Consider the following 21249-nt stretch of genomic DNA (forward strand, 5'->3'; position numbering starts at 1 on the left):
AACGGGGCGGCGCCCTCCCCCCATGAAAAGAAACCACCGCAGACCTCCTCCCCTGTAGAGCCTGACACCCCGCCCGATACGCAGGAAGACCGCAAAAAAGCCATCGAAATCCTTGAAGACGGCGACCCGCTCCGCTTCATCCTCGACTGTTTCCACCGGGAACACATCGGCGACCAGACCGTCGCAGAGTGCCTCATCATGTCGGTCGCCTCCCAGTCCGTCGAGAACACCTCCGGGCTGCACGTCGCCATATCCGGCAACTCCGGCAAGGGCAAGTCCCATGCCTGTAGCACAATGATCCAGCTACTGCCGGAAGACTACCGGCTGACCGGCACCGTCTCCAACAAGGCCCTCTTCTACCACGACTCCCTCCAACCCGGCACCGTCCTCCTCTTCGACGACATCAGCCTCTCAGAAGAGATGCGGGAAATTCTCAAGTCGGCAACGGCAAGCTTCCGGGAATCCATCCAGCACCGGACGCTCACCCGCGAACGGCAGCTGAAGCTCTGCACCATCCCGGAGCGCTGTGTCTGGTGGCTGGCGAAGGTCGAGAGTGTCGGCGACGACCAGGTGATGAACCGGATGCTCACCGTCTGGATCGACGACTCAGTACAGCAGGATCAGAAAGTGGTCGGTCACATGAAACTGGCAGATGCAAAGCGCCACGGGGAGAGACAGACGGATACCGGTATCGGTGTCTGCCGGGAGATATGGAGGATCATCAAGCAGCAGATCGTGTATGTGCTGATACCCTTCTCACCCCGGATCTGTTTCCGGACAACCGCCAACCGGCGCAATCCCGCAATGCTCCTGGATCTGATCAAGTGCCACGCCCTGCTGCACTGCTGCCAGCGGGAGCGGGATGATGAGGGGAGCATCATTGCCAGTCATGAGGACTATATCTATGCCCGCAGGCTCTATCTCTCCATAAACGGAAATTTCGGGGGGCAGGAGACGAAACAGACCCGCAACGAAGCGGCGGCGCTTGAGACAATATGGAAGATGGGCCTTGAGATATTCACCGTCAGGCAGTTGCAGCAGGCGCTCGGACTCTCCTATCAGCCGACCTACCGGCTGCTCCATGGCTATAATAACAATAAGGCGACGTATACCGGTATCCTTGACAAGTGCCCGGCGGTCAGTCTCATCGATGCCACGGTGGCAGAAGAGATCTGCGGAATTGCACTGAAGAGGCGGGATCATTACTTCTTTTTCGACCGGGAGGTCTACCGGGAATGGATGGAGAAGGCCGATGTCTGGATTGGTGATTCTGATTACGAGGAAGAGGATTATTCCGACCCGGATGATTTCACCCCTTCACCCGGTCTTCACCCCCGGAGTGAAACTGACGGGCCGTCCAAAAAAAACCGTATTGACAATCATTCTTCTAAAGAGCTACAATATAGAGATATATGTACAGATAGAGAGAGATTATTTCATGAGGGTGGGGCCTCATTCACCAGGGCGGATACGGGTGGAGGTAGAGACCTGTCCATCTATGATTCAGGAATGAGTGAAGATGAAAGTCAGGATGGTGAACGCACGCCACCATTGACATCGATTGGCAAAAACCGAGATATTTCCGGATATCCTCACAAAAGTAAACCAAAGAAAACGGGTGAAGAGGTGAAAATCAACCGAGGGGAGGGACACACCCCGCCTCTCCCCGGCATCCTCGACCACCGGGACTTCCGGCGCAGCCGGGTATCCCTGGGGCACTGCACGCTCTGTAACGAAGGACCGGCCGTCTATCATTCGCGGGAGCAGCGGGCGAGTGTCTGCGAAACATGTTATGCCCGGCTGGTCCGGGAGGCGAACCGGGGCGAAGGGGTGGGCTGAAGAGAAGGAGATCCCGTTATTCCGGGGTCTCGCACACCGCCCTCATTTGTCCGGCATCATACCGCAGCAGGATCTTGCGGGTATTGCCGCGGTTCGGGGGCCGGTATATATCGATCAGACCCCGGTTCCGGAACGTATTGAGGCGTTCAAAGAAGAGCGTATAACACATCGGCATCTGTTTGTGCAGGGCCCGGAAGAGTTCGCCGGATATCATGTCCCCGCCTCTGGTCTGGTGCAGGGCGGCAATCCGGGCCAGCATCAGCCGTTCATCCTCCTTGAGCGTCCGGACGATGGACACGAGGTGCAGGTCTGTGATCTGCTGCACGGCGGCGGCAACATCGCTCCGGGTCACCGTTGTGCGTCCGTCGTTTTCGGCCTGCATCACCGCGTCCTTTAACAGGCGGATGCCGGCCCGCAGGTTCGTGCCTTTCACGGTCTCTGCAGCGATGCAGTCCAAAACCCCGGGAGAGATGACGTCCGGGTAGAGACCGGCCCGGACGCGGTCACGGAGTATCGCATGCACCTCCTCCCTGCCGTAGGGCGGGAAGTAGACTTCATTGGGCCGGAAGACGGAGACCACCGACAGGCTGAGAAACGGATACAGGGAGAGACGCGGGTCACTGATGATGACGATGACACCGATCCTGATGCCGGGGTACTCCTCGTGCAGACGGAGAAGAGAACGCAGCACCTGATCCAGGACATGGTCATGGAAGAGGAGGTTTGCATCATCGAGGCAGATGAGAAGCGCCGCGTTGCGCCGGGAGAGTTCCCGGCATACGGCTTCAGTGAGGGATGCGACCGAGACGCCGGAGATGGGCGGCTGCTGGCGGAAGACGGTCTGGTATATCCGTTGAAAGACCCGGAACACGGTCAGGGCGGTCTGGCAGCTGACAAGGACAGGGATGATCCGGGGCATCTCCTCCAGCTCGGCAAAGATCTGCCGGACGCAGGTGGTCTTCCCGGTGCCCGGCGGCCCCCGGATAACGGTGTTGAGGGGGCAGCCCCCTAAGAGGGCGGGCCGGACGGCCTCGGCAAGCTGCTGCAGCTGGTTGTCGCGGTATCTGATGGTATCAGGCGTATAACCGGATTCAAAGATGCTGATGTCCCGGAAGAGGGTCTGGTTGTCCATGAGAGTGACAGGTGTCATGAGAGAGGAGTCGGGGTGACGGTTATTATGGGTTCGGCGCACGCGGGGCGAAAGTGAAGGGGGTTTTGGGGGGAAGGGGAGTCAGTTACCCGCGGGCTGTTTTTTGAATGTGTTCCTGAAGGGGAGAAAGATGCCACACGGGCGTGAGTTCTACCCCATCCCCAGCCATTGCACCAGCCATGCGGCAAAGGCCCCCACACAGCCACTCGCACCCGCGACAATGCCCCCGTTCCGCTTATCATTGCCTGCCCTTTCGGCCTGCCGGCCTTCGAGGTTTCTGAGGCGGGACTCGAGGTCTGCGTCGGTCTCTTTCATCTCTTCAAGCGTCCGGCAGATCCATTTGATGTCGCGGTGTGTCTCGATGATTGTCGCGGTCAGGTCATCCTTCATGGTATTCAGATACTCCGTATTGTCTCTGCATAGTGTCTGGGGGTGCAGGGGCATAAGCATTACTTATGGTAATATTCTGTCGGGCAGCATCTTCAATCCGGGAAGGAGTGAGGTGACCCCGCGTGCCCCCCTCCGGTTCTCCCGGACACGCTTCCTGCACCGGTTCGTGAAAAGATGTTTAGATCCGTTGTAAGGATGAATTGTCCCTGTTGCGGCGGTGAAGTCGTGCCGCAAACCCGTCTGTTCTGCTGGTGTATTTCCTTCATGTCCCCCCTCATGCCCGCCTCATTTTCTGTCACACCGCCGGATCTGTTCTGGCATTTTTCAGATGTTAAGGCAGGTTAATATTACTCAAAGTAATAGTATAGTATGTCAGTCGTCACCCGGGAAACGGCTGGCAGGAGTGTGTATATCACATGGCCGACTTTATCCAGACCACCAACACCAAGAGTGCGGTGCGGGACCTCTCTGTTCCCATCGCCGATATCACTGCCTTCAATGCCCTCGTGCAGGATATCATCGACACCAACCCCTTCGGCTGTACCTCGTACGTCGAGAAGGGTGTAACAATCGACCCGGTCGTCCGTTCCCAGGAGCGGTATGACGCCAAAATTGTCTATGAGAACCTCGAGGCGGACACCATCGGTGACGTCTCCGTGCAGGTCAGTTCTGTGGCCGCCTTCGGAACCGCAGCCAGCCACGTCATGGACGACGACACGCTTGCCACCGCCATCGGCGGGACCCAGTCCCGCGACACCGGGAAGGACACGTTCTACTGCAAACTGAAGTGTCATGACGCCACCGGCGAGACCTACTATGTCACCCTCTCCCGCAGCAATGTCCGCATATCATCCTATGCGGACGACGCCATCCGGGAGACCGTTGAGACATGGGCCGACGGTAAGGCGGAACTCGGCTGAACGGGCCGACGGATGCCTGAAACAGGGCTGCCAACCCCCCTGTTTTTTTGATTCTGTGTGCAGAACATTCTTTTTTTCCGGACGGTTTTCCTTCATGAAATGCATGCATGGTCTGCGTCATATGCGGGAGCTGCACGTCGCTGCCTGTACGGGCAAGCGCACTACGATACAACCTGCCTGTCGGGGAAGAAATAATGAAAACTAACAGAGCAGGACACTTCCGAAAAAAGCCGGGAGGATACCAGGCAACAATGTATTTATTTGAACAGATATACTACAACCAATAATGAAATTTAATTGCCTTATTGAGAAAGATGAGGACGGCTATTACTATGCGTCTGTCCCTTCCCTGCCGGGGTGTTTCACACAGGCAAAATCATATGATGACCTGATTAAGCGCCTTGATGAGGCGATAACGCTATACCTTGAAGCAAACGAACCACCTGAACCCGATGAGCAGAGGGAGTTTGTGGGGGTACAGGCAATTGAAATTGAGTCCTGTTAAGGCTGAAAAAGTCATAAAAGTTCTCGAAGATTCAGGTTTTTTTGTTGTCCGGCAGAAGGGCAGCCACATCATCCTGACCACGGTGGAGACCGGGGCCGACGGAAAACCTGCCCTGGCCTGAACGGTTTCTGAGATATCAGGATCTCAGGACAAATAACAGAAACGTGGGGATTTCCCCCTGTTTTTTGATAATTCTGGAAAATATTTACTTTTTTGGACGCTCTTTTGATTGACGGTGGACTGGGGCAATAAAAAAAGGAATGAGGTTTTTTTATTCACCAATCATCTCCGCCTGAAGACGTTCCCACCGGCAATGGCCAGTAGCGCAATCACGATAAGCACACCCACCACCGGGAAATCCGCCCCTGCAGCCGTGGCAGTCGGAACCAAAGGAGTGGATGAAGGCGTGATCAAAGGTGTGGCCGGAGCGGCTGTCGGAACAGTCGCCGGAACAACGGTGGATGGCACCGGTGTCTCCGCCTGCGTCGTCGTATGCATCAGCGCAAAGACGCTGAAGTGGGTGACGTGTGCAGTGACCGTCCGTTTTACCGAGTTGACCGAGGTCGAGACCCCCTCATAGGCACCGGTCGTCTCATTATAGTACATGACCATGAGCGGTTGGCCGTCTGCCATGAGAACGGCCCACTCCTCCTCGGTAAAGCTGAAGACGAGCGCAATGTCAGGCGAGAATGTCGCACCGGCAGGGCCGCAGGTGTAGGCGTAGCCAGAGAATACAAAGTTGGCGCCTGCGTCAGGTGTGGGTGCACCGGATGGTGTTATTGTCACTTCACTGAGCGGTTCCCCGTCTCCGTCACGGGCCACCACCCCTTTCGATATGACCAGTTTACCGATGTTATCCCCGGCCTCCACCTCGACCTCTGCAAGGACAGTCCCCTGCGAGCTGGTCACAAGATAACCGGTTTCATCGTAAGACATCGCTGCAAAACCACCGTCATCCCCGTCGCTGACGGGCTTTCTCACGGAGATGATATCCGGACGTGTCAGCTCACTCTGTCCGGTGGGGCCCGTTACGTTCAGTGTCACCGAATAGCGGCCGACCGTCCAATACTGGTGGGTCGGGTGCTGCAGGTCAGAGGTCTGGCCGTCCCCGAATAACCAGTGCCAGCCGGTGATGTTCCCGGTCGATTCGTCCTGGAACCGGACAGTCAGGGGGGAATACCCCGAGGAGGGGGCGGCAGTGAAATTGGCCACCGGGTCCGGATCGGGATAATAGACGAGCGGCAGGAGATCGGTGTTGCCTCCGTCAAGGACAAGCGGCGCATTGCAGAAGCCGTCGCCACGGTCAGGGGTGATCTGCGACCAGCCGGTGCCGTCCGGTTTCGCCCAGTAATTACCGCCAAAGAAGGGGCCGTTCACGATATTGGGGCCGGGAGCCTTTGATATATTCCAGGAAGACCCGGTGACAACCCCCTGGGAGAGGTCGACATTCTCCTCATTTAAGAAGTAGTTGTTCCAGCATGTGGCGTTGGTCGAATCAAGCATACCAATTCCGGGACCTCCGTTGCCGCGGATATAGCACCCGGTGACCTGAATGGTATCTCCCCCGAGGATCAGTCCGACGACATTGTTGGCATCAGCGGTCACATCCACAAGGTATACCTGTTCGCTGTCTTCCACATCAATTCCGGCGAAGTTGTTATCACTGGCGTTCACCTGCTGAAGGAAAATATCCCGGCAGTTTTCAGCATATATTCCTGTGCCCTCCTCCATTCCCCCCACGTTCCTGACGGCCTCCAGGCCGGTAATCTGCAGACCGTCTGAGGCCTCTATAGAAAATCCGCTGTGGGTGTTATCGCTGGCAGCAGACATTTCGATACGGGCGTCATCACTCTCCCGGATAAAAAACCCGATCGTGTTCTCCGTTGCGGTCACGTTCGTGATGGCCACCCGGTCGGATGCAAACAGGAATACACCGTTCAGATTGTTCTCAAGGCTGAGGTCCCGGATAATGAGATCAGGACAGGATATTCCATAGACCGTTCCCGCGCCGGTGGCACTGTCAACGATTGCACCGGACTGATCTACAAGGTAGTATACCGGCCGGCCGTTGACGGTATTGGAGGTATCGACCTGATGAAGGAAATGCTCATATTCGTTGCCGTCGACGCCGAAATTCAGCTCGTTGTCATGCATCACATTGCCGGTCAGCGTTGCATTCCGGCTCATGTCGAGCAGGATGCCGTAGCCGCACCCGCTCACCGTGTTGTTCTGGACCAGGTAATCGTTTCTCATGACCCATATGCCCCACCCGCTCCCCGATATGGTGTTATCCGAGATGGTGGCGTTCATCACCGGGTCCCCGGTCGGGGCCGTCATGAAGATCCCGCCGTTGCCCCCGTTGTTGTGGAACTGGCTGCCAAGCACCTGTGTGTCTTTCGCATACTCGTTCCAGATACCGGTGTTCACATTCCTGTCAACACTACAGCCGGAGACAAGCAGGCCGGTGTTGTTCGTCGACAGGATGCCATAGCCGCCGACGGCAGGGAGTTCTTCGCCCCACCCGTTGTGGCTGACATTCGTGTTCAGGATGCGGGTGCCGGGGGAATCGCTCACTTCAATGCCGGTACCCCCAAAGAAGACGCCCCCATCTTCCAGCGGTATGTTGTCAGTCACGGTGCAGTCCAGGACGGTGATACCAGCGGATTCGCCAATGTCAATCCCGTCCTGATTACCGATTGTCCGGATCTCCCGGAGCATAGCACTCTCCACCCCGGTTATTCCGATGCCGGACGCCCAGCCGGTGACGGAGAGATTGGTGATGGTGACATTGTGGAGCGTTTCGGAGATATTTTCTGCCAGGACACCGGTTGCGTTCAGGCTCAGCACCCCCCCGAGGTGATGCCCCCCGCCGTCAAGGAAGACGTCGGATGACTGTATCCATATGGCCGTCTCCGCACCTGATTGGGAGAGATCGTTTGTGAGCAGATAGGCGCCCGGACGGTCAATTACGGCCGGGGCGGTGATCGGGGTCAGCTCTTCCGGAACCTGAACCAAAAAGGAATCCGTTTCCGTGGTCGTATCATTCAGTTCCAGAGGGGGTGGGGGCAGATCATCTGCTGCCCCGCACCCCACCAAAAGGAAAGAGAGACATGCGATCATCAGCACAATGCCGGTGATCGGTCTGTGACTGGACATGGCGGTATCATAGAGTATACTCGTATAAGAGAGTTTCTGCGAGAAAGCAGGGGACGGCGGACGGATGTTGTGGGGGTTTCGGATGGGAACTCCCGGCACTGGCTATCTCTGTTTTGGTGCTATGCCTGATCCGTCAGACCGAGCAGGAACCCGGTTATCGGGATTATCCGGATCTCCACGCCATCTTCAATGACCGTCCGGGTTGTGCTTTCCGTTATGACATATCCCTCTTTCAGACTGAATTTTCTGCATGCCATAACAAGACCGGAGACCTCCCGTTGCATATTCTGTTCATTCAGTTCATAACAGACCTGGTATGCCCTGGTGATAGTGTTGCCCTCCTTTACGATAAAATCGCATTCACGGTCACCCTCATTCAGGAAAAAGATCGTTTTACCTCTTCGTATCAGCTCGTTGAAGACGACGTTCTCATACAGCCTCCCGATATTTTGCGAAAATGAGAAAGAGACCGCATTGACAAATCCGGTATCGATGGCGTAATATTTTGTATCCGATAAGAGTTGCTTTTTGAGGGAATAGTTGAAGTTTCTCAGTTCGGAAAACATGTAGACCTGCCTGAGATAATCAAGGTAATCTTCAACAGTCTCATAGTTATAGTTCAGCGCCTTTGCCACACTGTTTATGCTGTTTTGTCTGGTATCGTTGGTGTGCAGGTATTCCACCAGTTTATTCAGCATGTCAACGTTCCTGAGCCGGAACCGTGCCAGTATATCCATCAGGAGTATCGTAGTCAACTACCCCGGCCTAAAGACCGGGGCTTGGGACTCTATCCATAGATAGTTCCCGTATGGGTGGTTGACTGCACCCCTGCACTTCCAGGTTATACCTGACAGTGCGTGCTCTGGACTCAATGTTCCGAGCACCAATAAGATCGGCGTGAAGAGCAAATCCACAACATTCACAAACAAATGATTTCCTGTGTCTGTTGTTTTTGCTAATATGTTTACATCGAGGGCATGTTTGTGACGTGTAAGCCGGGTCAATGTAGACTGTCGTTATGCCTCTATCTTTTGCTTTATATTCGACAAAGGTCTGAAGTTCGTAGAATGCCCAGGAGTGGTGAGTATATCTCTGTTTTTTGTGGGTTATTGTAGTATCCCGAATTCCCGTGAGTTCCTCTAACCCGATCACATCGACATCATTCTGAACAGCAAACTCAACAATCTCCTTTGATACACGATGATTCATGTCTGTCATAAGCCGTCTTTCCCGACCAGAGAGATGTTTCAACATCCTCCTTGCTGATCGGGTGCCCTTTGACTGTAATCGTTTTCGCATATTAGAATAGATGTTTCGGAGATTCTTGGCTTCACCGCCACAGAAAAACTTACATTTCTTATCGGTTGTCGATGCAACGGCAAGGAAATTCTGACCGACATCGACACCCATAAAGTTTGAGGACTCTGTAATCGCTTTAGTGTCTGCTTCTTTTTCACAACAAAGATGGAAGTAATACGTTCCATCCCGATGTTTCACCAGTTTGGATGCCCCGAATTTCCAGGAATTGTCGAGATATTTTTCCATGTAGGGATACCGGAAGTATCTGAATATCTTTCGACCTTCAAGAGTGGTTATGCCGATCTGATCCCCATTTATCGTAAAATCCCGTTTAAATGAGCACGTCATGGAGGAGGGGGTAAATTCAATTTCCTGCCATTCAGATTTCTTAATCTTCACTTGTTGCTGAAGTGTCCGATATGTCCCTGTGACTTGTCGAACTACGTTGCAAGCCATCTGTGACTTTAAACTGAATGCCTCTCTAAGAGTGGGATATACTTCCTTCTGAAGGGCGACAGATCCTTTCGGTTTACCAAGGGCATACACAACCGTAGAGACATAATTCATCCCGTCTGTGTAAGCCTGAATCGTCTGGTCAAGAATACCAGTATCAAGACAGTCCAGTTTGAGGATGATCGTCTTTACAGTGAGCACACATTATAGGGTCACCCAATAGCATATATTATTTATCGTGTGAACACAATTCCTCCCCGGCCTGAAGACCGGGGACTCCTTGTGGTGAATGTTGAAATACGACAGCAATTCCTCTTTTTTCAGATCTTCATCAACAGATACGACCCGGGGAAACCCCCCGTATCTCAGGTACTCGGTGAAGAAACGGTTGATTGCAGTCCGGTGTGCCGAATAATCACTGATATTTTTGCATTCCATATGATGAAATACTAAAAATTCGTGGAAGGTGAGCGGGTAGACATCCAACCGGAGGTATCTGCCGGAAATCGTTGTGGCAATCTCACCTGACAACAGCTTTGATGACGAACCGGTCACATATATCTTCGCTTTCCGGAGTTCGTATGCCGTCCGAACCCATTTTTCCCAGCCATCGACATTCTGCACCTCGTCAAGGAAGAGGTAGACCTCACCTTCGGGGTTGATGTTCTCCCGGTAGGTCTCAAAAATCATATCGAGGGTTCTTGTATTCAGGTTGTCCGAGAAACGCGGATCCTCGAAATTGATGTAGAGGAGTTGCTCTTTTTCCACACGTTCTGCAAGACTCTTCATCTCCAGTTTTAGGAGGGTTGATTTTCCGCTCCTCCTGATGCCGGTCAGGACGATGATCTCTCCGGATCTCCTGAACCGCTGTATTGTATCGAGGTAGTCTGTCCTCGGAACATATGCTTCAAAGTCCCGGTGCCAGTAATTTCAGTCGTTGAGGATCTCCAGTATTCCGCGTTTGGTGAGCTCCTGCATAATACACATTAGGGTGAGCGGATCGTATAAACTTATAGTATACCTGAAGTTTTTTGCGGTATTTGTTCAGGTATACTGGAAGTTATTGATATGATTTGTTCAGGTATACCAGAAGTTATTGGCGGATATGATCCCTATGATGACCGTTCTTTGATTCGGTGAGGATGAATCGGGGCATAGAACGGGCGTATTTCGGCTCTTTTCCGATGCATCATTTCCGGGAGAAAAATACGGCAGGAATAACGATTATTTTGTCTGAATACGATGGATCATGGACTAATACGGGCACGCTGTTGGCGGATGTTTTGAGAGGATGTGCAGGGTGTCTCGGGGTGTGAAAGGCCCGCTCCGGGCGTCTGTGGGCATGGGTTTTTCGGGGCGGCGAGGATGGTTTTTAGTTATTTGAGCGGCAGATAGGGGTTATTTTACCGAAGGTAGAGGAATTGCCTGATGTTGATATGACAGTATTCTCTCTATTCGTATGCCGGTCTTGCAGAATTCGTGAGGGGAAGGATGCCGCCCCGAACTACTAACGAAATACTAACGAAATACTAATTTGTGTCAAATTAGTATTTTATAGATCCAGATCAAAATACTAATGAAATACTAATTTGTGTCAAATTAGTATTTAGCAGGTCGCACTCATGAACAAACTCCCTGAAAAACCACCCGAAGGATGGAATAAAATAACCTTCCGGGCGATCGAAAAAAGTCACCAGGATCCCGCGTTCGGAAAGCTGGTGACCGAATACAACAGCCGTTACCTTGCCTGGGACGACCTCACCTACCGCATCCCCGACCCGGAGCAAAGGATGATTGCCTGGTCGGTGATGAAGATGCTTCGAGCCATGCGCTACGAGGTTGTCCCCTTTCCCTCCCTCAACCTCAAGTATTCGACCACCCCCGAGATCTCGCGCAGCCTCCACATCTTCGACCAGTACCTCTCGGGCACCATCCGAGTCCACAACAAGACCATCAGACTTGAACAGTCCTACATCATCAACTCCCTCATGGAGGAGTCCATCGCCTCCAGCATCCTCGAAGGGGCAGTGACCGCCCACAGGGTCGCCAAAGATATGCTCAGAAAAGGGAGAGAGCCGAGGGACACCTCCGAGCAGATGGTGATCAACAACTACCAAGCCATGCGTTTCATCCGGGCAAAGAAGGACACACCCCTCACCCCGGAGTTCATCCTCGCCCTCCACCGCACCGTCACCGAGAACACCCTGGACGATGCCGCCGTCGGACGCTTCAGGGACAACAACGAGATCGTCGTCGCCGACCCCGTCACCGGCGTCGTCCACCACACCCCCCCGGAGTACACAGAGGTTCCTGGCCTCATCGACGCCCTCTGCCGGTTCGCAAACGCCGCCGACGATGACGATACCGGCACCTTCATCCACCCCATCGTCAGGGGAATAATCCTCCACTTCCTCATCGGCTACATCCACCCCTTCGAAGACGGCAATGGCAGGACCGCACGGAGCATCTTCTACTGGTACGTCCTCTCGCAGGGCTACTGGCTCTTCGAGTACATGCCCATCTCCCGGATCATCCTGCGGTCCAAGAAAGACTACGCCCTCGCCTACCTCCACACCGAATACGACGAGATGGACCTCACCTACTTCATCCAGTATCAGATCCGGTGCATCGAAGAAGCCCGGAAAGACCTGCTCGCCTATATCGAGAAAAAACAGAGCGAGCAGAACGCGACCAAAGCGATGATAAAAACGGTTCAGAACATCAGCCAAAGGCAGGCAGACATTCTCAGACAAATGATGGAACACAGCGACCAGTATTTCACCATCAGGGAGATTTCGGAGACCCACAGCGTTGTCTACCAGACGGCCAGAACCGACCTCCTCGACCTCACCGGGAAAGGCTACATCAGAAAGGAAAAACGCGGCAGGGAGTTCATGTTCATCTTCAATGAAGAATGCGACCTCGGGAACGAGACACAATAGATAAAAAAACGGCAGATGAAACAGAGGGGATATCTTCACCGAAGTCGGGGAGGCGGCCGGATGGGGTGCAGGCTACAACCCCGCCACCTGCTGCCAGGAGAGCAGGGTGGCTGGGGTGGCCGGGGGGTACAGTAGTTCTCCAAAATAATGTTCGCCATCGAGGTGTCATATCACATCAGAAAATGGTGTGAAGGGTAAAGCTTTGTTCAAGAATGGGGTGATGTTTTTCCGGGAAAAATCGCAATTGTAAGAATTATCATATAAAACGCTTAATTTACCATTATGAATACCTCCGAGTCGCTCAATCTTTTTTCACTCTATTCTCGAAATGATCTCAAGAAATTGTTTCAAATTGAGGATGCGACAATAAATAACGGGATATTCAAGCCGAAGGGCCACTCTTCGGTCTGGCTATTTGTGACGAAAAATAAAACCTTAGACCGTACCAACTACTATGATGATCTCAGTGATCGAAAATTAACATTTGAAGGGCAGACTGCGGGGAGAACAGACGGAATGATTCTTGACCACGAAGAAGATGGCAATGAAATAATTCTGTTTTATCGAGAAAAAAGGGACGAACACCCGAAATATGCGTTTAAATATTGCGGGAGATTCCAATACGTAAGTCATTCAAGAGACAAACCGAAAAGATTTGATCTCCATGCAATGGATTTGGGCGTTTCAGATTCATGAGATGAGGTTCTTCACCTCTGGATCATTTTCGTTAAAATAATTTTTTGGGCTCTTCGCTATTTTGTGTGATTACGGCACCTCTGGTCTGGCCCGGCAACCCCCGCACAGAAAAACCAAAATTTGAAAAGGAATTCTCCCGTGACACTGCTTCGGTTCCCCAAACCCTGTGCGGATAAACCAAACATCCCCTGCTCTTCCCCGCCACAACAGCTAAATCTGATTGTCTAATATATTAGACATATGTCTAAACTATTGGACATAAATGACAACACCCTCATGCTACTCTCCGTATTTTCCAACGGATATGATAATGAATATTATATCCGGGAAATGTGTCGCCATCTCCCTTTCAGTCACGGGACGGCGCAGACAATTCTTGTCCGGTTAGAAGAGAAACGTGTGCTCTCATCCTCAAAACGTGGTAAGATCCGACTTTTCCGGATAAAACCCGGTGAGATTTCGATCCAGTATTTTACCCTGACTGAGATCTATAAAAAAATCCGCTTTCTGGAAAAAGAGCCGTACATATCAGAAATTATGAACAAAATCACCGCGTTTTCGGAAGGGATTGTTCTTCTCTTCGGAAGTTACGCAACCGGCACCGCTACAGAAGATTCCGACATCGACATCTTCATCGCAGGAACCACCGATGAAGAGGCAGTGAAAAAACTGGAAAAACTGTATCATATCGAAATTAATACCATAGTATACCCAAAAACAGCGTTTGCTTCGCAGGAACAATTCGATCCTCTCCTGACAGAAGTGAAGAAAAACCATATCGTCTGGAAGAACGCGGATTCGTTTGTCCGGGAGGTTCTCGCATGAGAGATAAACTGGCGTGGTGTGCCGGAATCAAAAACGGCATCAGACTTGTCGAGCCGAATGACAATCTTGCATCTGCATACCAGATAAAGGCAGAAGAAGCCCTGGAGGCAATGCATTCCGTATCCTCGTTTGACTGGAAGATCTCAACCGGATACTATTCTCTGTATTTCTCCCTGTACTCACTGCTTATGAAAATCGGGATCAGGTCTGAAAACCATAGCTGCACCATTGAAATTATGCGGAATCTTCTCAACGAGTATTTCACTCCCGATGAATGTGATCTGGTAGAGACTGCACGACGGGCACGTGTGGAAACACAGTATTATGTCACAACCACGGTTTCCGAGGAGTTTTCCGGTACGCTTTCAAAACGTGTACCCCGGTTTCTTGTTACATGCAAATCGGCTGTCAACGGACTTGATGAAAAACAGGTACAGGAATTGCGCAAGACATTGATGATTCTGATTGATGAGGGCCGAAACCAACCGTGAGACAAGATGGCATAGCTTCACGTTCAAAGGGGTGCCCGAATTTTTGGAACCATAAATCCTGAGTGCAGGTGTTATTTTCAATCCATCCGGAACCTGACGTCCAAAATAACAGATTTTCCAAAAATGCGAGGGAAGGGATTCGAACCCTCGAATACCTGCGTAACTGGATCTTAAGTCCAGCGCCTTTGGCCTGGCTTGGCTACCCTCGCACAGAAATAATTCGTACGAACAAACACGTCTTCCGTGTGTCCCGTGCGCCCCATGCATCACATCTGTCTATGTCATACCGGAGCATCGGATAGTATACGTTGTTTTTCAGGGCTAAAAATGTGATGGAATGAAAGCTGCAAAAAGCGGCGAAAAAGGATTCAGATCGCGCAGTCAATTGCAGGAGGAGCGATTTGGAGGAATGATTTGGACGAACCTCCCTCACACTCCCACCTTAATACCGGCACTACTCCTTCCAACTCACTCAGTATTTCAGTCGTTCGGTCGTTCAGTCGTTCGGTCGTTCGGTCATTCAGCCAAAGGACAAATCATTCAATCGCAATCCGCCGTTTGGTCTCGGGGACTCTGGCCGGAAGTCTGACCTCCAGCACACCGTTCCTGAAGGATGCCTTGGCGCCTTCGGTGGTCACAGCATGCGGCAGGGGAACGATGCGGGAGATTGAACCGTACTTCCGCTCATGGAGGTAATACCTCCCCACTCCCCTTTCTCCTTCTCCTTGTTCTTCTTCCTCACCCTGCATTCCCTCTTTCACTTCGCGTTCTTCCTTGCGCTCACAGGTTATTTCAAGCGCCTTGGGAGAGATCAGCTCCATCGATATATTCTCCTTTTCAATCCCCGGCATCATGTCCGCAGCGACAATGACCTCATTTTCATCCTGGGTCACATCCACCTGGAACCCACCCAGCACCCCTTCCCGGAAGAGGGGCACCATCTCGGCACGCTGCTCTGACTCCGGCAGGGCGAGAGAAGAAGAGAATGGAGAAAAAGAAGACGGCGACATCATGTTCATGAGCTGATCCATCTCCCGCCTCATCTCTTCAAACTCGTCATAGACTGACCATCTGTAGGGTCTTCGTAACATATACACACTCTCCTCCCCTGCATACCCGACATCAACTAAGTGGCACAGACGATATGGCATAAACCACGCGGCATCGCCATACGCAACTCATCACCTACGTGCCATCGCCATACGCAAAAACCGGTTCCGGCCGGATATCGCAAGGATACCCCAATCATGTCATTCAACATATTTAACAGGTTTGTTCACCGGAAAAATCAGACAACAGATCACCCGTATTTTTGCTAAAATATCCATAAAATCCCGTTTTTGGAATTGATGGAAAAACTTCTGCACAACATACACCCCCAGAGGGAAATAACCGGAAAATTGCTGCTCTCTGCCGAACACCCACACCGGCAGACATACCATAATCCCCTCCGCATACCGGAATGATCCCACCGATTACATACCATATTATTATAGCGTTTACACCAAAGGGAAAAATAGGGAGGGAGGAAATGCCCGCTGATCAAATCCCGGCAGGAGTTGATGATGACGAAAAAAATAAAGACGCTACCCCTTGTAATAGCAATAATCGCAGCCTTGTTGATCATCGTTAGCTTATCCGGGGCGGTCTCCGGATACTCCATGAGCAAGAGCACGTATCAGTCGGTTTCAGCCTCCTACACCGATGACCTCATCGCCGGTTACGGGAACGTGCCGGTCTACGGCCGGGACGGAACCGTCATCTCCACCGGCGTCATCGCAGACATTCCCGATGAAAAGGCGATGTGGGACTGGCGCTACGAGACCAAACAGATCGTAAACGATACCTGGTCCGACATGAAGGCGTATTACTTTCCAAAATGACCCGTCATTCTCTATGGCTATGATCTCCTGGGAACCATCTGCGTCGGCATCTGGGAAGAGGCGGATACCGTCAAAAAAACCCGGGACGACATCTATGCCATCATTGACACAAAAGCCCGGCAACGGGGGATTGAAGATGTCCCCGTCATCTTCATGGCAACATCCATACCCGACACCCGACCGCTTCTCATACCCGATCCAAACGAGACACTGGTAATAAGACCGCTGCATGAGATCGCGAACGGATATCCTGCTGCACCGGAAAAAAACCAACATACATACGGAATGGATCCGACCGCAAAGCGGCCCCTCTCAAGCATCACCCACGCTTCCGTCTCCTCCCTCATCGAATTCGTCTCAACGGAGTACGGGTATTAGTCCCACCCGTGCAAAAAAAGAGAACGATTACAACAGCACCAGATACGCGACCAGCGAGAGCAGGAACGCAAACAGCAGAATCGCCACCCCAAGGGGGGCAACAAAGGTGAGCATCGCATTCACGGTACTCGCCAGTTGTGAAATGCGGTTTGACCCGAAGACCGTCACACCCTCCACCCAGCCGGTGCCGCCTGCCGCCTCCGCCGGTGCCAGGTCCTCAATCGCTGCCCGCACCGCGTCTTCGACATAGGGAATAATCTCCTCAGCCGTGATGCGGTAGCCCACCGGGTTCCTGCCGGAGAGCGTATTCACCACATGCGAATCTGTCGTCATCACCTCACACTCATCAACCACAGTCAGCAGATGCTCACGCAGCACCTCGCGGACACCGTGCTCCACATTATTGCCGTCAAAGAGCACATAGGCCGTCAGCTGATCCTCAACGCGGACAGCAAGCGCCATAATCCCCAGGTCGCCAAAGCCCTCCTCGCGGGAGAACGGCACCGCCCGGTGGCCTGAGCCCACTTCAAAAGCAGACACAGACTCCTCTGCACAACCGACCGACGCTGCCTGCGCTGCCTGCCAGTACTCATAGGCGGTCAGTGACCCGGCGACGACCGGTTCGGTCACATCGACCATGCAGTTATGGGCATCCACAAACGCGACATGTGCATACCGGCCCCTGCACTCCGCCATCACCGCAAGACCGATGGCATACTCCAGGTCCTCGGTCTTCTCGGGCGAACGGGTCGCGACTAAAAGCAGGGTGTCGCCAAACCCCTGTGCACAGATATCAACCGTCCCGCAGGTATACCGCCGCGAAGCCGTCGCCCCTGCAAAGAAGACCGCATCCCGCCGGGACGCCCGCACTGCATCCGCCATCAGGGTCACTTCACCCTCTGAAACAAGGTTAAAGTCATGCGTCGCACAGCCGTGGGCGACAAAGGTGTCAGGACCCAGCATATCATGGAGCACCTTCGGCAGATTCGCCCCGCCAATCTCCCCCATCGGGCCGGGATGCAGGTTCGGCACCGTAAACGTGATATCCCCCCTCCCCTCACGGCTGAAAAACAGAGACGCCTGCTGGACATAGACATCCTCGCCTATCTCCATAAAGAAATCATCCAGCGCCTTGTCGCCGTCGGTGTTGTGGGCAATGAACGCATTGATGAAGTGCAGGGCGCTGATGCGGAAGTTCTTCTTCAGGGGCCGTTCCACCAGCCAGAGAAAGAGCAGCACCCCGCAGCCGAAGAGCAGATGCAAAAAGAGCACATAATACAGAAAGTCCATGCCGAAGTAGAACATGCCCGCCATTCCCGCCGCAATGCTCTGGAGGGCTGCCGCCGGCACCATCCGCTTCATCCGGTAATCGGCGATGCCTGCAAGCACAATCAGCCGGACGGCAAAGACCACACCCAGCGCCACTCCAAAGAGCACGGGATAGAGGTTCGGATACGGCAGGAACAACAGCAGAAAACTCACGATCACCTGGAAGACCATGCAGGACATCGCCAGCAGGGCCGAACGGTTCCACGTAATCTTGCCGCCGACGACTTCAACACAGGGCTTTGTAAGGACAAAGGCAAAGAGTGCGGGGATCACATACCCGAAGAACCCGAATATCAGCAGGTAATTGCGCCCGCCGATAAAACCGGCCCCGTCGATGACAATCCCCAGGAGGATCATAATTGCCACCGAACGCGGCCACTCCGGCGCTGCAAAAATGTAGCGGGAGAGGTCTTCCAGTGCAGTATTTCCGCCTTTTTCTGTCAGATTCTTCACCCCGGATAAAATATAGTATCGTAGATTTGATCAGTTCCTATTTATGGTATTGTTCTCCATTCAGGGCGCAGGCACAGAAAGTTCACCAAAGTGCGTCCGGTAGCGTGCTGCCATCCGTTCCCAGTCAGGCAGATTGGTCTGGCAGCCTGCCTTCTCCACCACAAATGAAGCCGCGGTGGTGCCTATCTCAACCGCCGTCACCGGGTCATAGCCCCTTTTTTCAGCCGTCAAAAACCCGGCACGGAAGGCATCCCCCGCACCCGTCGGGTCAGCGAGCGTCACCGGCACCGCCGGCACATGCACCTCTTCTCCGTCCTGGTAGAGCAGACTGCCGTCACCCGACATGGTTATTATCACACGCGGCACCATGGCAATCAGTGCTTCACGGGAGAAACCCCCGATGGCACAGATGCCCTCGGCCTCGTGACGGTTCACAAAGAGCAGGTCTGTTCGCTGCAGTATTCCGGCGATCTGGTCACGGGAAAAACGCACCAGGTCCTGGCCCGGATCAAACGAGACCCAGGACGCCTTCTCTGCCACACGCACACAGAAATCAGGCTCGCTCGGCGCCAGATGCACACGGTCCAGGACCGGTGCCTCGGCATCGTTGAGCGCCTCGGATGCCCCCCACTCAAAGTAGGTGATCTGATCATCCGTCCCGTCATTGAAGAGATAGCAGGTCGAAGAGTGCATCTCCGGTTTTACAATAAACCGCCGTAATACACCGAGTTTCGTCAGCCAGTGATCATACTCGCTCCCGGCAAAATCGCCCCCGACGGCTGTGACCAGTTCAGCGACACCGCCCAGCATGGCAATGCCCGCTGCAATATTTGCCGCACCGCCGCCGTAGAAGACCTTGTGTGCGGTAATAAACGTAGAATGGTTCTTTGCAATCAGTTCGGGAACCGTAAAGAGATGATCAGTGGTGGTGTGACCCACAACCGAGATCATGCGATCAGTTCAACCTCAAGGACCTTCAGCGGAATGTCACGCAGTGACTGTCCGATCACAGACTTTGCAATGCCCACTGCATGCGCTTCAGACTCTGCCTTGAAGACCTTCATCTCAAGCGAGAGTCCCACCAGTGCAATGTTTGCCACAATGAGGGCATTGTTCAGTTCCTCTTCACAGAAGGGGCAGATGGCCTGTCCGATCTCAATCTCAACAAACTTAGCCCGTGGGTTCAGCCGTTTTCCAGCCTCGGATATGGCAATGCCAATGGCATCGTCAAGGGTATCCACATCGCGGATAACCCATCCGGACTCCAGTGTAACGCGGTAGTCAGTCATTTTTTATTACCTTTTTTACCAGATATTTTCGTGCAGATGCTCGCCGATGGGCATCCTGCCTGCGTATGACGGGGGCAGATGACCCCTGCCTGCCGCAAGCAGGACCAGCGGACGGATATGTTCAGGCAGTCCCAGTGCTTCACGGACCGCCTCCTCATCAAAGGCGCCTGTCCAGCAGGTATGCAGACCTGCCGCATGCGCCCCGAGCATCATATAAGTCGCAGCGATGGTTGCGTCCTGCACCGCATAGAGAATGCCTCTCTCCCCATACTGCGACATCGAACGCACATAGTTTGCACAGACCACAAAGACACAGGGTGCCTGAAGCAGGTGCTGCTGCTGATACGCCGCGTCAGAGAGACCTTCCCTGACACTCTCGTCTGTTACAATAACAACATCCCATGCCTCACGGTTGCCCGCCGATGGGGCCCGCTCCGCCGGGAGTATGACTGCTGCAATCTCTTCAGATGTCAGTTCTTCATCTGAATACTCACGGACAGATGAGCGTGTCCGCAAAAATCCTAAAAATTCAGAGGAATCCATGTTCGGAAAGGAATCCCCAGGCTTCCTGTGCGGGAGTTGTGGTAAAGCTTACTGCATCACCAAGCTTCTGGGCTGCCCCGTCGAACTCGTCTGCCTCAATGCGGGAGACGGCCTCACTCACACAGTCTGCCGCCTTCTGGAAATTTGTGTTCTTTGTCATATTGAATCCCTGCATCAGATTCGACCGGAACAGTTCCAGAAAGTTCGTCGTCACGCGTTTTGCAGCGACCTTCTCTGCACCTTTATAATCGTATAATGTTGCAACAATCTGTGATGCGGCGATAAGTTCAGACTTTGACCGCTCAGAAAACTGATACTCTGCAACTGCTTTTTTTGCATTCATCACAAAACCTACCATAATCTCATATAAAAACGGGAGGGGTGAGTAGTCTCACCCCGCTATCAATATTATCTATTTGGACCCTTTGATGGAGGCGGGGGAACGGCGAATTCTCCTGCGGAACCGGGGATCATTCTCCGGGCCTCTGCCACGTGCTCCACCACGCCCGCCGCGTCCACCGCGGCCGCCCCTGCGGCCATCATCCTGTGTTGCCTTCAGGGCTTTCTTGAGCTGGTTACCGGTCTTAAACCGCTGGTTTGGACCGGGTTTCTTATAATTGGCCTCCTTTGCCGGGACAAGTCTGACCTGACCCTTTACGCTTTTAATCTGCGTCCATGTTGTGGTACCAGTTTTTCCCATAGAACAAC

23 protein-coding genes, 1 tRNA gene and 1 pseudogene are annotated in these 21249 nt (G+C 53.1%); 10 read left to right on the top strand and 15 right to left on the bottom strand.

The genetic code is table 11. The features are described from left to right. Positions 1 to 1839, top strand: a pseudogene (locus MKMG_RS05055) (hypothetical protein); the annotation flags it as partial. A 16-nt stretch (positions 1840 to 1855) separates the two neighbouring features. On the opposite strand, the gene MKMG_RS05060 reads toward MKMG_RS05055, so the two are convergent. Both MKMG_RS05060 and MKMG_RS05065 read right to left on the bottom strand, forming a co-directional pair. Continuing rightward, complete coding sequence (locus tag MKMG_RS05060; protein ID WP_165076319.1) at positions 1856 to 2989, bottom strand: ORC1-type DNA replication protein; 1134 nt, start codon at positions 2987 to 2989, stop codon at positions 1856 to 1858. 150 nt (positions 2990 to 3139) lie between these two features. Continuing rightward, a complete protein-coding gene (locus MKMG_RS05065) occupies positions 3140 to 3379 on the bottom strand; it encodes a hypothetical protein (protein WP_165076321.1) in 240 nt (79 codons plus the stop codon). 416 nt (positions 3380 to 3795) lie between these two features. On the opposite strand from MKMG_RS05065, the gene MKMG_RS05070 reads away from it, so the two are divergent. The 3 genes from MKMG_RS05070 (at position 3796) to MKMG_RS05080 (ending at position 4925) form a co-directional block, all read left to right on the top strand. After that, the gene (locus MKMG_RS05070) at positions 3796 to 4299 is read left to right on the top strand and encodes a hypothetical protein (RefSeq protein WP_165076323.1); all 504 of its coding nucleotides are present in this window, start codon (positions 3796 to 3798) and stop codon (positions 4297 to 4299) included. 286 nt (positions 4300 to 4585) lie between these two features. Continuing rightward, the gene (locus tag MKMG_RS05075; protein ID WP_165076325.1) at positions 4586 to 4804 is read left to right on the top strand and encodes a type II toxin-antitoxin system HicB family antitoxin; all 219 of its coding nucleotides are present in this window, start codon (positions 4586 to 4588) and stop codon (positions 4802 to 4804) included. Then, complete coding sequence (locus tag MKMG_RS05080) at positions 4791 to 4925, top strand: type II toxin-antitoxin system HicA family toxin (protein ID WP_165076327.1); 135 nt, start codon at positions 4791 to 4793, stop codon at positions 4923 to 4925. The genes MKMG_RS05075 and MKMG_RS05080 overlap by 14 nt, the downstream gene beginning before the upstream one ends. A 161-nt stretch (positions 4926 to 5086) precedes the next feature. On the opposite strand, the gene MKMG_RS05085 is transcribed toward MKMG_RS05080, so the two are convergent. From MKMG_RS05085 to MKMG_RS05100, 4 genes are all read right to left on the bottom strand, one after another. Then, positions 5087 to 7960 carry a NosD domain-containing protein gene (locus MKMG_RS05085; protein ID WP_165076328.1) on the bottom strand — a complete coding sequence of 958 codons (2874 nt, stop codon included), beginning with the start codon at positions 7958 to 7960 and terminating at the stop codon, positions 5087 to 5089. Positions 7961 to 8079: 119 nt separating this feature from the next. After that, positions 8080 to 8715 carry an ATP-binding protein gene (locus MKMG_RS05090; RefSeq protein WP_254059091.1) on the bottom strand — a complete coding sequence of 212 codons (636 nt, stop codon included), beginning with the start codon at positions 8713 to 8715 and terminating at the stop codon, positions 8080 to 8082. Between the two features lie 10 nt (positions 8716 to 8725). Next, positions 8726 to 9913 (bottom strand): RNA-guided endonuclease TnpB family protein, encoded by a 1188-nt coding sequence (locus MKMG_RS05095; protein WP_165076330.1) that lies wholly within the window; start codon positions 9911 to 9913, stop codon positions 8726 to 8728. 3 nt (positions 9914 to 9916) lie between these two features. After that, complete coding sequence (locus MKMG_RS05100) at positions 9917 to 10585, bottom strand: AAA family ATPase (RefSeq protein WP_371415198.1); 669 nt, start codon at positions 10583 to 10585, stop codon at positions 9917 to 9919. A 749-nt stretch (positions 10586 to 11334) separates the two neighbouring features. Between MKMG_RS05100 and MKMG_RS05105 the strand changes: the two genes are divergently transcribed. From MKMG_RS05105 to MKMG_RS05120, 4 genes are all read left to right on the top strand, one after another. Continuing rightward, a complete protein-coding gene (locus MKMG_RS05105; RefSeq protein ID WP_165076332.1) occupies positions 11335 to 12654 on the top strand; it encodes a Fic family protein in 1320 nt (439 codons plus the stop codon). A 282-nt stretch (positions 12655 to 12936) separates the two neighbouring features. Continuing rightward, entirely contained in the window at positions 12937 to 13350 is a 414-nt protein-coding gene (locus tag MKMG_RS05110; RefSeq protein WP_165076334.1) for a DUF3427 domain-containing protein, read from the top strand. 240 nt (positions 13351 to 13590) lie between these two features. Continuing rightward, positions 13591 to 14175, top strand: a complete 585-nt coding sequence (locus MKMG_RS05115) for a nucleotidyltransferase domain-containing protein (protein ID WP_165076335.1) — start codon at positions 13591 to 13593, stop codon at positions 14173 to 14175. Next, positions 14172 to 14666, top strand: coding sequence for a hypothetical protein (locus MKMG_RS05120; RefSeq protein WP_165076337.1), 495 nt, complete (start codon positions 14172 to 14174; stop codon positions 14664 to 14666). The genes MKMG_RS05115 and MKMG_RS05120 overlap by 4 nt, the downstream gene beginning before the upstream one ends. A gap of 124 nt (positions 14667 to 14790) precedes the next feature. Here the strand turns inward: MKMG_RS05120 and MKMG_RS05125 are convergent. From MKMG_RS05125 to MKMG_RS05135, 3 genes are all read right to left on the bottom strand, one after another. Further along, positions 14791 to 14875: transfer RNA gene (locus tag MKMG_RS05125), tRNA-Leu, on the bottom strand. A gap of 327 nt (positions 14876 to 15202) precedes the next feature. Beyond that, entirely contained in the window at positions 15203 to 15757 is a 555-nt protein-coding gene (locus tag MKMG_RS05130; protein ID WP_165076339.1) for an Hsp20/alpha crystallin family protein, read from the bottom strand. A gap of 159 nt (positions 15758 to 15916) precedes the next feature. Then, positions 15917 to 16108, bottom strand: a complete 192-nt coding sequence (locus tag MKMG_RS05135) for a hypothetical protein (RefSeq protein WP_165076341.1) — start codon at positions 16106 to 16108, stop codon at positions 15917 to 15919. A 120-nt stretch (positions 16109 to 16228) separates the two neighbouring features. Here MKMG_RS05135 and MKMG_RS05140 point away from each other — a divergent pair, with 120 nt between their 5' ends. Both MKMG_RS05140 and MKMG_RS05145 read left to right on the top strand, forming a co-directional pair. Continuing rightward, a complete protein-coding gene (locus MKMG_RS05140; RefSeq protein WP_165076343.1) occupies positions 16229 to 16549 on the top strand; it encodes a hypothetical protein in 321 nt (106 codons plus the stop codon). A 153-nt stretch (positions 16550 to 16702) separates the two neighbouring features. After that, on the top strand, positions 16703 to 16927 hold the full coding sequence (locus MKMG_RS05145; RefSeq protein WP_165076344.1) for a hypothetical protein: 225 nt from the start codon (positions 16703 to 16705) through the stop codon (positions 16925 to 16927). Positions 16928 to 16954: 27 nt separating this feature from the next. On the opposite strand, the gene MKMG_RS05150 is transcribed toward MKMG_RS05145, so the two are convergent. The 6 genes from MKMG_RS05150 to MKMG_RS05175 form a co-directional block, all read right to left on the bottom strand. Then, positions 16955 to 18709, bottom strand: a complete 1755-nt coding sequence (locus MKMG_RS05150; protein WP_254059092.1) for a DUF2070 family protein — start codon at positions 18707 to 18709, stop codon at positions 16955 to 16957. 60 nt (positions 18710 to 18769) lie between these two features. Further along, positions 18770 to 19660: a carbohydrate kinase family protein gene (locus MKMG_RS05155; protein ID WP_165076345.1), complete on the bottom strand. Its 891-nt coding sequence runs from the start codon at positions 19658 to 19660 to the stop codon at positions 18770 to 18772. After that, complete coding sequence (locus MKMG_RS05160; protein ID WP_165076347.1) at positions 19657 to 19998, bottom strand: DUF555 domain-containing protein; 342 nt, start codon at positions 19996 to 19998, stop codon at positions 19657 to 19659. Before MKMG_RS05160 ends, MKMG_RS05155 begins: the two co-directional genes overlap by 4 nt. A 15-nt stretch (positions 19999 to 20013) precedes the next feature. Next, positions 20014 to 20541, bottom strand: a complete 528-nt coding sequence (locus MKMG_RS05165) for a nitroreductase family protein (protein ID WP_165076348.1) — start codon at positions 20539 to 20541, stop codon at positions 20014 to 20016. Further along, positions 20528 to 20884, bottom strand: coding sequence for a hypothetical protein (locus MKMG_RS05170; protein WP_165076349.1), 357 nt, complete (start codon positions 20882 to 20884; stop codon positions 20528 to 20530). The genes MKMG_RS05165 and MKMG_RS05170 overlap by 14 nt, the downstream gene beginning before the upstream one ends. Before the next feature lie 69 nt (positions 20885 to 20953). Next, positions 20954 to 21241, bottom strand: coding sequence for a DUF5350 domain-containing protein (locus tag MKMG_RS05175; protein ID WP_165076350.1), 288 nt, complete (start codon positions 21239 to 21241; stop codon positions 20954 to 20956). Between the last annotated feature and the right edge of the window lie 8 nt (positions 21242 to 21249).

The organism is Methanogenium sp. MK-MG, from assembly GCF_009914725.1.
In the GTDB taxonomy this organism is placed as follows: domain Archaea; phylum Halobacteriota; class Methanomicrobia; order Methanomicrobiales; family Methanomicrobiaceae; genus Methanogenium.